12 protein-coding genes and 1 riboswitch are annotated in these 12688 nt (G+C 62.0%); of the genes, 7 read left to right on the forward strand and 5 right to left on the reverse strand.

The features are described from left to right. The first annotated feature begins 3 nt into the window (after positions 1-3). Positions 4-444 carry a DoxX family protein gene (locus EWR20_RS08515; protein WP_129360251.1) on the forward strand — a complete coding sequence of 147 codons (441 nt, stop codon included), beginning with the start codon at positions 4-6 and terminating at the stop codon, positions 442-444. Positions 445-447: 3 nt separating this feature from the next. Here EWR20_RS08515 and EWR20_RS08520 read toward each other — a convergent pair whose 3' ends face one another. Then, complete coding sequence (locus EWR20_RS08520; protein ID WP_129360252.1) at positions 448-1317, reverse strand: LysR family transcriptional regulator; 870 nt, start codon at positions 1315-1317, stop codon at positions 448-450. Between the two features lie 45 nt (positions 1318-1362). Beyond that, the gene (locus EWR20_RS08525) at positions 1363-1923 is read right to left on the reverse strand and encodes a pyridoxine/pyridoxamine 5'-phosphate oxidase (protein ID WP_129360253.1); all 561 of its coding nucleotides are present in this window, start codon (positions 1921-1923) and stop codon (positions 1363-1365) included. A gap of 949 nt (positions 1924-2872) precedes the next feature. Next, positions 2873-2965: riboswitch (TPP riboswitch) on the forward strand. Between EWR20_RS08525 and thiM the strand changes: the two genes are divergently transcribed. The 4 genes from thiM to EWR20_RS08545 all read left to right on the forward strand — a co-directional run bounded on the left by thiM (position 2956) and on the right by EWR20_RS08545 (position 6114). Further along, on the forward strand, positions 2956-3795 hold the full coding sequence (gene thiM / locus EWR20_RS08530) for a hydroxyethylthiazole kinase (protein ID WP_129360254.1): 840 nt from the start codon (positions 2956-2958) through the stop codon (positions 3793-3795). It overlaps the preceding riboswitch by 10 nt. Beyond that, entirely contained in the window at positions 3792-4478 is a 687-nt protein-coding gene (thiE, locus tag EWR20_RS08535; protein ID WP_165001000.1) for a thiamine phosphate synthase, read from the forward strand. The genes thiM and thiE overlap by 4 nt, the downstream gene beginning before the upstream one ends. Continuing rightward, on the forward strand, positions 4478-5395 hold the full coding sequence (gene thiD / locus EWR20_RS08540; protein WP_129360524.1) for a bifunctional hydroxymethylpyrimidine kinase/phosphomethylpyrimidine kinase: 918 nt from the start codon (positions 4478-4480) through the stop codon (positions 5393-5395). Before thiE ends, thiD begins: the two co-directional genes overlap by 1 nt. A gap of 14 nt (positions 5396-5409) precedes the next feature. Continuing rightward, positions 5410-6114 carry a TenA family protein gene (locus EWR20_RS08545; protein ID WP_165001001.1) on the forward strand — a complete coding sequence of 235 codons (705 nt, stop codon included), beginning with the start codon at positions 5410-5412 and terminating at the stop codon, positions 6112-6114. Positions 6115-6172: 58 nt separating this feature from the next. Here EWR20_RS08545 and EWR20_RS08550 read toward each other — a convergent pair whose 3' ends face one another. Next, complete coding sequence (locus EWR20_RS08550) at positions 6173-6634, reverse strand: universal stress protein (protein ID WP_129360257.1); 462 nt, start codon at positions 6632-6634, stop codon at positions 6173-6175. Between the two features lie 33 nt (positions 6635-6667). Further along, a complete protein-coding gene (locus EWR20_RS08555; protein ID WP_129360258.1) occupies positions 6668-8155 on the reverse strand; it encodes a CitMHS family transporter in 1488 nt (495 codons plus the stop codon). Between the two features lie 301 nt (positions 8156-8456). Here EWR20_RS08555 and EWR20_RS08560 point away from each other — a divergent pair, with 301 nt between their 5' ends. Together EWR20_RS08560 and EWR20_RS08565 are read left to right on the forward strand one after the other, a co-directional pair. Continuing rightward, on the forward strand, positions 8457-9206 hold the full coding sequence (locus tag EWR20_RS08560; RefSeq protein ID WP_129360259.1) for a FadR/GntR family transcriptional regulator: 750 nt from the start codon (positions 8457-8459) through the stop codon (positions 9204-9206). Beyond that, positions 9203-10225, forward strand: coding sequence for a DUF4862 family protein (locus tag EWR20_RS08565; RefSeq protein ID WP_238147676.1), 1023 nt, complete (start codon positions 9203-9205; stop codon positions 10223-10225). Before EWR20_RS08560 ends, EWR20_RS08565 begins: the two co-directional genes overlap by 4 nt. A gap of 68 nt (positions 10226-10293) precedes the next feature. Here the strand turns inward: EWR20_RS08565 and EWR20_RS08570 are convergent, their stop codons facing one another. Next, positions 10294-12630: a sialidase family protein gene (locus EWR20_RS08570; RefSeq protein ID WP_129360260.1), complete on the reverse strand. Its 2337-nt coding sequence runs from the start codon at positions 12628-12630 to the stop codon at positions 10294-10296. Between the last annotated feature and the right edge of the window lie 58 nt (positions 12631-12688).

Here is a 12688-nt window from a genome sequence, read left to right on the forward strand (position 1 = left end):
ACTATGAGTTACCCACAGAATTCGACCTTGTCCGCGCCTTTGGGCCTCCTGCTTCTGCGTGTTGGCCTGGGCATTGTCTTCTTGATGCACGGTCTGCAAAAGTTCAACGAGTGGACCCTCGACGGAACCGCAGCGAACTTCCAGCAAATGGGCGTTCCATCCCCTGAGCTTTCCGCTGCGGTGGCCGCCTATGCCGAGTTGATCGGCGGTATCGCCTTGATCGTCGGTGTGCTTTCTCGGCTTGCTGGGCTGGTTCTGGCGATCGATATGTTCGGGGCAATCTATTTTGTCCACGGTTCCCAGGGGTTTTTCGCCTCGGACGGCGGATACGAATCCGTTCTGGTGCTGGCCCTCGCTTCGCTCGCTGTTTTTCTCGTCGGTCCCGGCCGATTTGCGATCGCCGGTGCACTTGAGGGACGGCGTGGTTGGGGAGCTTTCGCCTAGGGTCTAGTTTCGACCCTCTGTGCGGCAGGGGAGAGCCGAGAGTGCTGCGTTTCTGAACTCCTGGATCGCGCGCGAGTTCGAGCTCGTACGCCACGCCAAGCAGAGGGGTACGGACGGGGCTTCGTCGAGCGGGACGAATGCGACTCTCGAGTGCCCGTACGACGCCGCAGCCGAGGCCGGCGTTGCGCCGACACCCTTGCCTGCTGCGACCAAGGTGATCCATTCGTCGTAATTGGCGCATTCGATGATTGAAGAGGGCCTCTGCCCGGGATCCCAGAGAGACGGCCGCGTATTGCCGCTCAGCGTATTGATCACCACGGGATGTCGGCCGAGTTCCTTCCAGGGGATCGATGTTCGCCGAGCCAAACGACTGCCGGTGCTGACCGCGGCGACACGCGGTTCTCGGAAGAGCTCAATCGTTTCGACCTCTGTCCCCATGAGAGTTTGCCGCGTGAGAGCCACATCCACGGCTCGGTTCAGCAACGCGGAGCATACGTCATCATGTCTGGTCAGATGCGTTCGGATGCCGCTGGAACGCTCGAAGGTCGCCAAAGTCCGGGAAATCCACGGGTCGGGAAGAGCCCACGGGAAACCGATGCGCAGCTCTTCCACCTGATGAGTCTCAGCGATGGCGTCCTCGATCTCGCGGAGGATGGTCCTGGCCCGTTCGAATAGCCTTTGCCCCTGAGGGGTCAGGTCTACGGAGCGGGAAGAGCGGTTCAGCAGAGTAACCCCGCCGAGGCGAGCCTCCAGCTGTTGGATGGTTCGGCTCAAGGCCGGTTGAGTGATGTGCAGGCTGCGGGCGGCGGCCGTGAACGACTTCTTCCGGCCGACCGCCTCGAGCGCGCGAAGGTGGCGCAATTCCAGGTCCATGACTACTCAGGATAGATCGCAGGTACTCGGGCCGATGATTCGAGCCTAGCCCGCCGGCGTCGTGACCCGGTGATTTACCCACCCGGAACCGTCTCGTATGTATTCCACACGGGAGTGATTCCGGTCTTCGCGAGCTTGCATGAATTCGTACTCCGTGGGAGCGAGGGAATAGAGCCGCCAGTCCGGGTTGGGCTCACCGGTATAGCTGGGGCGTTGCTCCCAATCGCGTTGGGATTCCTCGTCGCTCAGGGCCACGACGTTGCCCGTGACCCTGACCTGCCGGCCTGATTCGCGCCAGAAGAAGATCATTGATGCGCGGGGATTCTGATCGATGTGTTGCCCCTTGCGCGAGGTCTGATGCGTTGAGAACTGGAACCCTCGCTCGTCGATGTCTTTGATGATGAGCGTGCGTCCGACTGGGGTGTCTCCATTCTGAATGGTCGTGAACGTCATCGCGTGCGGTTGACGGTTTCCCGCGCCGATCGCGTCGTTGAACCAGTCCAGGAAAAGGTCTATTGGATCCTCGGGAACCCGTTCCGGGTCGAGGACAGGGAGGCCCTGGGGGAAGGAAGGCAGGCTGCGTAGCTGGTCGCTCAATGTGCTCATGCCTCGATCGTAAGTGCTGTGACGGATCTCGGGACAGGGTCATGTGCAGATGGAATGCGGCCATGCGCGAGGGGCCTGGACAGAATTGCTTTCGGGGGTGCGGCCGGGTGCCAATGAAGCCGTCGGCGCAGGCGATTCCACACAGGCGGTGGAGAAAGTTATCCACAGGTGTGCACAACGATGTGCACAACTCGAATATCTGTCCTAAGAGTGCGTTGGGGAAAATGAAACGTGCCGCTTCTCCCCAGGATCTCGAATCGAATATCGGTGAATAAGCTGCTCGAACTACAGAAGTGTAAGTTGTCCACGACTGGGGACATCTGTGTGGATAAAGCGTTGGCGGTCGGTGCCCGGTCGCGGTCGGCTCCGCATGTTCATGCTGATCGGACGAGGGGAGAAGGGCGAGCAGCCAGGCGCTCCGGGGACCTAGGATGCCGCGGAATACAGGGAAAAATCCGGTCACAGCGCTCTCTCTAGGGACCGAATGCCAGGTCGCCCCAGGCCCTGCTTGCGTCGGGGACGACGTGAGGAAGTTGTCCACAATTATCCACAACCTTCCACAGGGAGGTGACCTCAGCGAGCGATTTCTCCACGTGTTGTGTGAAAAGTTATCCACAGGTGGGGATAAAAATCTGTGTTTGGGGTTCGTGAGGCGTCCGTGGGCAACGGTACGGGCCAGGAATGCGGAGCGACCACTGAAAAATACCTGCACGTACACACTGCAATGACAAGGTTTATGCAGTGGGGTGCGGCCTCGGACCCACCTGTTGGGAATCGATGTGGGTTTCGTGGAGTCACATTCGTGTAAGTTCTCCACACTGTGGATAGATCTTGTGGATAAACCCTCCGGACTGTCGGAAAAACATGCTTGCGGCGTTGTATGACCTTTCAGGGGCGGTTTTCATTCGCGGGACACGAGCTAAAGTGATGGGAGGCGCAATGGCGCGCCGACAGTGACAAGGGGTGCCCCGTTCGGCTGAGATAAGACCCTTTGAACCTGATCTAGCCAGCACTAGCGAAGGGATCGTCACCATGACTGATTCACCGGAAAATCACCGCGCCCCCGACGGCATCGTCGGATCGGCCGAGGCCGTTCGAGGGTCGTCACCCCTGGTCCATTGCTTGACCAACGCGGTCGTCAAAGAAATCACGGCCAACGTTCTGCTCGCCGTCGGGGCTTCGCCCGCAATGGTCGAACACCCCGACGAAGCGCGCATCTTCGCTGGGATGGCCGACGGGGTGCTTGTGAACGTCGGGACGGTCTCGGAGGATCAGATCGCGGCGATCCAGGCCGCAGTGGAAACCGCGGGATCTGCGGGTGTGCCCTGGGTTCTAGATCCGGTTGCGGTCGGAGGCCTTCCCCTACGTACCGAATTCGCCCGGGACCTCGTCACTCAACGTCCGACTGCGATTCGTGGCAACGCCAGCGAGATCGTCGCCCTGGCCGGACAGGGAAGCGGCGGCCGTGGGGTCGAGTCGACCGATGCTGTGGAAACTGCTCTCGATGCCGCGCGCTTCCTTGCGGAACGCACCGGCGGCATCGTCGCGATTTCCGGGGAGCGGGATGTGGTCGTCTCTGCGAACCGGACCACGTGGCTGACCAGTGGTCACGAATTCATGCCGCTGGTCATCGGGACGGGGTGCTCGCTCGGGGCCACGGTCGCGGCGTATCTGGGTGCCGCCCGTGCGGCTGGCCTGGCCGACCATGACGCTGTTTTGGCGGCCCACGCCCATGTGGGTGCCGCCGGCTCCTTGGCGGGTCGAACCGCCGACGGTCCCGGATCCTTCCACGTGCGGTGGATCGATTCGCTCTACGAGCTCTCCCCGGCTGGAATCGGCCGCCTTGTCGAGGTTCACGAGGAAGCCCAGTGATACCTCCCGCGACCGATTTCTCACTGTATTTCGTGACGGATACGAAGCTGTGCGGTGGTCTCGATCGTGTACCGAATGTGGTGTACGAGGCCGTGATGGGCGGCGTCGGTGTAGTTCAGGTCCGCGACAAAGAGCTATCGGATGGCCGCTTCGCTGATCTGGCGCGCGCTTGCGAGCAGCAGTTGCGTCGGGCCGAGCAGGACTCGGGCAGGTCCGCCCAGCTGTTCGTCAATGATCGACTCAGCGTCGCCGCAGATCTGGGGCTCAATGTTCACGTCGGACAATCCGACGCCGCCGCGGCGGATGCGCGTGCGGCGCTCGGACCCGACCTCATGGTTGGGCTCTCGGTATCGACACCGGGCGAGGTCCGGGCCGCGGTGGCCGAACGCCAAGCGGATGTTCTGGGCATTGGCCCGGCCTGGGCCACTCCTACCAAAACCGACGCCGCCCCGGCCTTGGGGCCCGATGGGGTATCCGAATGTGCGGAGATAGCCCGAACCGGAGGGCTCGTGAGTGTAGCCATAGGAGGAATCAATCCCTCCACAGCCACTGAATTGGCGGGTGTGCCCGTTGACGGTCTGTGCGTCGTCTCCGCCATCGCTGCCGCCCAGGACCCCAGAAAGGCGGCGGCCGAATTGCTGAGCCTCGCCACCATGACACTCAACAGAGGACGTGATTCGTGATGCGCCCACCCGTCGCCATGACCATTGCCGGTTCGGACCCTTCGGGTGGAGCCGGAATCCAGGCCGACCTCAAGACCTTCAGCGCCATCGGGGCTTATGGGTGTGCTTGTATGACGTCGTTGACCAGCCAAAACACGGTCGGAGTCCGAGGGGTGCACAATGTGCCGGAAGACTTCGTGGTCTCCCAGGTCGAGGCGGTCATCGATGACGTGCCGGTGGATTCCACCAAGATCGGGATGCTTGGAACCGGGGGAGTGGTTCGTTTGCTCGCACGCCTGATGAACGAGCGGCGCGAGAGCTTCGGGACCGTGATTCTCGACCCGGTCATGGTGGCCACGAGCGGAGACACCCTCCTGAGCCAGGACGCCGACGCAGCGATCCGCGCGGATCTTTTGCCTCTCGCGGACCTCATCACCCCGAACCTCCCGGAAAGTGCTCGGTTGTTGGGACGTCCCGACCGTGTTGCCGACTCGCTCGAGGATATGCGCTCCCAGGCCGAAGAGCTTCTAGAGCTTGGGCCCCGTGCAGTCCTCCTCAAGGGAGGGCACCTACGAGATGGGGAAGCCGTGGATGTTCTTGCGATATCTCCGAGGCCGTCTCCCGTTGAGGGTGCGGCGAGGACTCCGGCAGCCGAACCGACTGTTATTGAACTGACTGCGCCCCGCGTGGAAACGCGCAACACTCACGGAACCGGGTGCACCCTCTCCTCGGCGATCGCTGCTTTTTCCGCGCGGTGGGCCGTGCACCAAGCCGATTCGGGGGACCGAGGGATCGACGATGCCGCTCTGATGGCAGCGACCAGAGATGGCAAGAACTTCTTGACCCGGGCACTTGTGGACGGCGCGTGTTGGGAACTCTCGCGGTTCCCGGACCAAGGTCATGGCCCCGTCAATCACTTGGCCCAGATCCTCCGATGAGCGAAGGCGACCCGATGAATCAATCAGCGAAGAATCATGACGTGTGGACCACCGGAGAATTTACAAGGCAACTGTGGAAAGACGCTTCCGGGATTCTGGGGCGAGTGAATCGTCTGGAGTTCCTGCGCCAACTGGGCGAAGGCACTCTGGCTCCAGAGATCTTCGTGGAATACATCTGCCAGGACGCTTTCTATCTGAGCAACTATTCACGGGCCCTGGCCGTGTTGTCCTCGAGGGCACCGACCGCGGAAGCCGCCGAGTTTTGGGCAGGTAGCGCCAGCACCGCGGTCGCCGAGGAGAAAGTGCTGCACTCCCAGCTCATGAACGATCCACTCCTGGCGGATTGCCCCCGAGCGGAATCACCCTCGCCGATCACGCGCGGGTACATGTACACGTTGCTCGCGGCTTGTGCTTACGAGCCCTACGAGGTTGGGGCCGCCGCCGTGTTGCCCTGCTTCTGGATCTACGCGGACGTGGGGCGGGTACTGACGAGTCGTTCGGCCGCGGTGAAGGATCATCCCTATGGCCGATGGGTTGAGGAATACGGCGATCCTGCTTTCGCGGAGGCCACCCAAAAGGCCATCGGCCTGGTGGAGGAAGCAGCGGCCTCGGTCACCGACGTCGTCCGGAAACGCATGCGAGAGGTCTTCCTGGACGCTTCCCGCTTCGAAGAAATGTTCTGGGAATCGGCCTATCGCGGGGAGAAGTGGACTCTGTAACGCTCACCGCGAGCCCAGAGCTCGTTCAGCTCGCCCCGGATCCAGGTCCCGCGCCGCACTATTTGACCGTCAGTACCGGACACTCCGCCTCGAGGATCACCCTTTGGGCGCTCGAGCCGAGGAAGAGTTTCATGACCGGGGAGCGGCGTCGCGTTGCCAGGACTATCAGCTTGGCGTGGTGCTCTTCGGCCAGATCGAGGAGCTGATCCGCGACGTCGTCCCCCGCGCGCTGAATTTCGAACTCCAGCCCCGCTTCGATGATCTGCAGGGAAACTTCCTTGACGACTTCGATGCGGCTCGCGGAGGGACTGGTAGTGCTGTCCGTGGCATACGCCACCACGCGAAGCGCCGCCTTTTCGCGGTGGGCCGCGGCGATCGCTTCCCGCATGACCTTCGGGCTCGCATCCGTGCGGTACCCCACGACGACGGTGCGTGGTGCGCGGTCGATCCCATTCGAGGACGATACCCTCAGCGAGGGCTCCGGCATCGAGTGGGAAGGTTTCGAATAGAGATCCGTCATGATGTGCTCCTTCTGGGACGGGCCGGGTATCGACTAGGCGCTGCCGATGGCGACGACGCCGACCAGCACGCCCACGGCCAGCATGACCAGCGAGACGACCAGCGCTCGCCACAGCACTTTCTTGTGGTGGTCGCCGAGTTCGACGCCGGAGAGCGAAACGAGCAGCAGGATGGCCGGAACCAGGGGTGACTGGAGGTGGACCGGCTGTCCGGTGATCGAGGCACGGGCCATATCGGTGGCAGGGATTCCGTAGTGAGACGCGGTTTCGGCGAGAACCGGAAGGATTCCGAAGTAGAAAGCGTCATTGCTCATGAAGAACGTCATCGGAATCGACAGGATGCCGGTGATGACGGCCAGGTACGGGCCCATCGAGGAGGGAATGACGTCTACGAGCCATGCCGCCATACCGTCGACCATCCCGGTACCGCTCATCACGCCGGTCAGGACACCGGCGGCCATGACCATGGCTACGACGGAAATGATCGAGGTCGCATGGGATGCGAGTTCTTCCTGTTGTTCCTTGACGCCACGGAAGTTGACCAACAGGGCCACCACGGTACCGATCATGAACAGATAGGGCAGGGGGAGAACGTCCATGATGAGAAGGATCATGATCGCAACCGTCAGAACCAGGTTGAACCAGAACAGACGCGGGCGAAGAGTCGAACGGTTCGGGTCCAAGGCGGTGTCGGTCAGCGTGGAAGCGGCCTGTCCTTCGCCTTCGAATTGGTTGATCACCAGGGCCTGGGTAGCGGGCCCACCCGACGTGGCCTGTGCGGCCGAGCCCTCTCCGTCTCGAGGCGTCGAGTGGGAGCCGCTCGGGCCGGAGTCGTGACGGGGTGAGGAAGAGCCGGATTGTGGGGTTTCGACGTCGTTCGCTGCGCCTTCGACCCAAGCCACGCCCTTCTTCTGAAGTCGACGACGTTCCGAGCGGCCCAGCAGGTATGCGAAGGCGAAAGCAACGATGAGGCCCACGAGGAGGGAGGGCACCATGGGCGCAAAGATCGCGTTCGCATCCAAGTGCAGGGCCGAGGCGGCACGAGCCGTCGGGCCGCCCCACGGAACGATGTTCAACGTTCCATTGATCAGTCCCGCGGTACAAGTCAGAACCACCGGGGACATCTGCAGGCGCTGATAAATCGGCAGCATCGCGGCCGTGACCACGATGAACGTCGTCGAGCCGTCACCGTCCAATGACACCGCGCCGGTCAGTACCGCGGTGCCTAGCACCACCTTGACCGGATCGTGGCCGCAGAAGCGCAAGATGAATTCGACGAGTTTGTCGAATAGCCCGACGTCGATCATGATGCCGAAGTAGATGATCGCGAAGAGCAGCAGCGCGGCCGTCGAGGACATGGACTCAATGGCATCCATGACCATGTCGCCGATGCCCAGCCCAGCTCCGGCGAAGAGGCCGAAGATGGTCGGGATGAGAATGAGCGCCAGAACCGGCGAAAGTTTCTTGGTCATGATGAGGGCCATGAAGACCAGAATCATGACGAATCCGAGAAGGACGATCACGGGCTTCTCCTTCGAAGTATGTTGTGATGCGGAATACACCTTAGGGAAACCTGGGAAGGTGGTGCGCGCTTGTGCTCACTGATCGCGTTCTGCTCATTGAGCACCTTGTGCGCATTGTGCTCAAATACGCACCGCGCGAGTTGTTTGTTTCCATGCGGTGCCTGGCCGGAAAGCCCGACGTCGGTCGGTGCCGGGCCCGAAATCATTGAAACCATCGGCCCGTCGGACAAGTCAGCCCACATTGTCTGATATCTGATGTTGAGTAGAGTGGAAGTTGAACCAGAAACTCGAGGAGGCCACGATGTCGACGGCTCCACCACGGAGATTTACGACGCTCACCTCCGAGGCGTCGCTTGCTCCAAGCGGCGCACGGAAGGTAACGGCAGCGGACCGGATCAAGGACTTCATCCTGGCCGAAGGTCTTCAGCCAGGGGACCTTCTGCCTACGGAAAATGAGTTGTGCGAGTACCTTGGTGTCTCTCGATCCAGCGTGCGGGAGGCCATTCGCACGCTGTCGACCCTGGACATCATCGTTATCAGACGCGGCCATGGCACCTATGTCGGGGAGATGTCTCTGGATGCTCTCGTGGAAACCCTCGTTTTCCGCGGTGTACTGAGTCCGGGAGACGACCTGCGTGCCCTGAGAGATGTTGTAGAGGTTCGCCAAGCTCTTGACCGTGGCTTGGCCGAGCAGATTGTGGCCAGCCTGGCCGGCACGTCCAATCCAGAACTGCATTCCCTGGTGGATGAGATGGTGGCGTTGGCGACCAAAGGGCGAGCCTTTCCGCAACATGACCGAGCGTTCCATACAGGCCTACTGGAACGGCTTGAAAACCCACTCGTCGGACAGCTGGTGACGGCCTTCTGGGACGTGCACACATCGGTGGTCCCCAAGCTGGGTCTGTCTGTGGCGGCGGATCTGGAGCAGACGGCTCGGGCACATGGATTGATGCTCGAAGCCGCCCAGGACGGCGACGTTGAGGCTTTTCGTGCCGCGATCGTCTCCCATTATGATCCGATCGAGCGTGCGCTCGATGCCAAGACGGCATGATGGTCGAACAACCCGCCAACCGCACTCGAGATGCATCTCCGAGACGGCGACAAGACGCCACACGGCCTTCTTCTGGGCCTCCGGCGAATGGGCGCACGTCTCGGCCTGCCGTTCTTGTCGGTGCCTACGCATGCCTTCCTGCTTCGCCGCGAGAGCAGGAGGCGTTCTACGCAGGCCTTGCTGGTCGGAAACTCGCCGATGGACTGGAGATACCTTTCCGCGACAAGCTCGTTGATGATCCACAGTGGCTCGCCGATCAAATGCACGGTCGCTTCACTCGGTCGGTTCTGACTTTGATTCCCGGCACCATGATCAACGTGGGCACCTGCGCCGTGTTTGGGCTCGCCTCGCCGGATCCGGACGGCCGGCGGGCAGCACTGGAGCATTTCCGACGTGCTCGTTGTGCCGCGGAAGAACTGAACCAACTCACGGGTGAACAATCCGTTGGTGCCCTCCATATCCACACGGCTCCCTCGAAACTAGCCGCCCCGGAAATGTTCGCTCGTTCGCTCGAGGAGATCCTCTCGAGCCCGCCTGCCGCTGGCTCGTGGTCTACACGAGTCATTGTGGAGCATTGTGACGCATACAGCCCCGAGATCGCGGGGGAGAAACGTTTCTTGTCTCTGGAAGAGGAAATGCCCCTCGCGCTGGAGGCGGGAGTCGGTATGACGATCAATTGGGGGCGTTCGGTCATCGAGGCGCGTGACCCTGACCGGGCGCTCAACCAGATCCGCGCGCTCGTCGAGGCCGGGTTGCTCGAGGGAATCATGTTTTCGGGCGCCGGCCCGTCCGCGAATCAGTACGGAGATGCCTGGGCTGACGCGCACCTCCCGCTGGCCGAGGACGAGCCCACCTCCCTCCTGGACTCCGGAGAAGTAAGACGCTGCCTCCTGGCGGCGGGACGTGACCTCAGCTATGCAGGAGCCAAGATTCAGGCCCCCGGTGATGCGACCGTCGAGGAAAGACTCGACATGGTGGGTCGCATTACCCGGATCGTGCGCGGGGAGAAAAGCCGCTAGGGCAATAACCCGGATGCCCCATGGGTCCGGGTGAGCCCGTTGGGAGGCGAGTGCTTATTTTGCCTGCATCAGTCCGAGGCAGACGCGGCCGTTTCCGTACTCCGTGACTCGAGGAGCCACGAGAGGGGAATGATGGAAAGAAACAAGCCTTGCCATTCCCTTTCCCAAAGCACGGCGAGGCGTCCGTCGGGAAGCTGCGCCATTGACTGGTAGACGTGATGACGTGGGTTGAGCACGCGATTGTGCGGCCAGGTCCGACCGTCGTCGAAGGACATCCGTAGTACCCCTCGTCCACGGAACGGCAGCATTTGAGAAGCATTGGCGAAGACTGTCGCCTCGCGCCCGTCCTCGAGGCTGACTCGGATCGCGTTCGGTTGTGAGAAGATCTCAGGAATTTGGGGGACGAAGCTGACCTCGCCCCAACTTTCCCCACCGTCCTTGCTGACCGAGTGGGCAACGAGACCGGCAGGATGCTGATTGCGCATGTAAGCATGCACCGCACCGTCTGTACCCTCTACGATCGTGGACTCGTGCAAGGAGCCTCTGTCGTCGGCGAGATCGCGAGAGGAGAGGTCCTCTCCGTCCAGGAGACGACCGTCGTTGGGGGAGGCGCCGCGCCGCCACGTGGTACCGCCGTCGTCGCTGTAGACCGCGGCACAGGAGAACGTACGACCCTCCTCATGGTTGTAATAGACGGGCATCAGCAGGCGACCCTGATGTTCTCCGCGGGCCAGCTGGATGCCATTGCCCGGTGAGGTTCCGAAGAATCTCATCCAGGGCTCCTTCACCTGGGGAGTGATGTCGCGGGGGTCGCTCCATGTCTCGCCGTCGTCGTCGCTCCAAACCATCTGGAAATAAGCCGTGCGGGCACTGAGAAGCGACTCGTTCGCGTCGTCACCGGCAGCGAGGTGTATATTGCCGGCGGGTTTGCCGTTGCGGGTCACCGCACCGTCATCGGCCACGTGATAGGCGCTCTGCTTGCCCTCGTCCGTGACCACGGAGCCGTCCTTCTCACGCAGATAGATCGCACCGTCTCGGTCGGTGAGGATCATTCGCCCTTGATTGTCATATCCTGTCCCCACCTGGGCGTTGGGCTGGCCGTAGCCGCCTGGGAACTGGTCGATGAGAACAATGACCCGGCCACTGTCCCTGTCCTGGACAATCACCGAGTCGATCACCGATGCCCCCGACCGGCCGCTGCCAGGGTAGTGGAGAATCGTGCGCACGGGCTCCCAGGACTCGCCCCCGTCGAGGCTGCGTCGGATGACGAAGTTGATGTCGTTGGGACTGTCGTTGGGGATGCTGACGCGTTGATCCGCCCCGGCGATGATCACTCCGGACTCCAGTGTCAGCAAAGCGGGGATGCGATAGCTGCGTGATCCGGCCAAGCCGGTGTCGAACAGGGCTCGCGTCTCCACAGGTTCCGCGGAGGCAAGTCTTTTGACCTGGTGATCCGACAGTACGGCATCGTAGATTGCTGCGGTCTGGGCTTCCCCGAAAAGTCGGGTACCGTCGAGATCCGCGCCGGCCACAACCCGTTCGATCTGCCCGATGTCCTGGAAAAATGCGGTGCCAGCGACGTGCAATACCTGGTACCCGTCGACGTAGAGGTCTAGCGCGCCGCGACCACTGACCAAGATGATGTCATGCCAGTTGCCATCATCCCATCGCCCTGGCGCCCGGATCCCGGCCAGCTGCTGGCCTCCGGCAATCACAGAATAGGTAATATCTCCGTTCTCGACAGCGAGAGTGAGTTTTCCGGAGGTTCCGCCGGCCTGGAGGATCACGCCGCCTTGACCTTCGCCTCGCGTGCGGCACCGGGCACGAATCGCGCCTTCCGCCAGAAGGCTGAGGCGTCCTGCATCGCGTGACGATAGCTCTGCGGCGGCGAACTCGATCAATGGCCGCTGCGCGACGGATTGGGCGACCAGCGCATTCGCAGGCAGCGGCGCGTCCCAGATCGCGAGACGTGAGGGTGACATCATGCCCTGCGGGTCGACCGCAAGGGCGTTGAGGCCGAGCTCTTGGAACCAAACCTTTGTTGTCGAGGAGAAGGCCTCGTAACCGTCTGCGAACACATGGGTTCCGGTCGCATCCACCGTCAGCGCGATGCTGTGTGTGCGTCCGTCGTCGATACCGACCGTGTCCTCGGCGTCCAGCTGACGTGTCTGATCCTTGTGCGTGATCCACCCATTGAGTCGCCCTCCCGTGACCTCAAGGGTTATGGACCCGTGCTCGCCGTTGACTGCAAGTACAGGGCCGTCGACGGTCGTAGCAATGTCCACGAGCAGAGTCCCTGCTGAGTCCTGTGCCGCCAGGGTCAGAGACTGTGCATCGATCTCCGGGCCGCTGGAACTGTCACGGGAATCGAATCGGGTTTGGGGTGCGACATCGTCAGTGTGCATCTTGTCCTCTCGTCCGGCTGCGCCGGTCTCGGGTACCCGGTCTGCGGTCGATGAGTAC

This window comes from Rothia uropygioeca (assembly GCF_004136585.1).
Lineage (GTDB): Bacteria > Actinomycetota > Actinomycetes > Actinomycetales > Micrococcaceae > Rothia.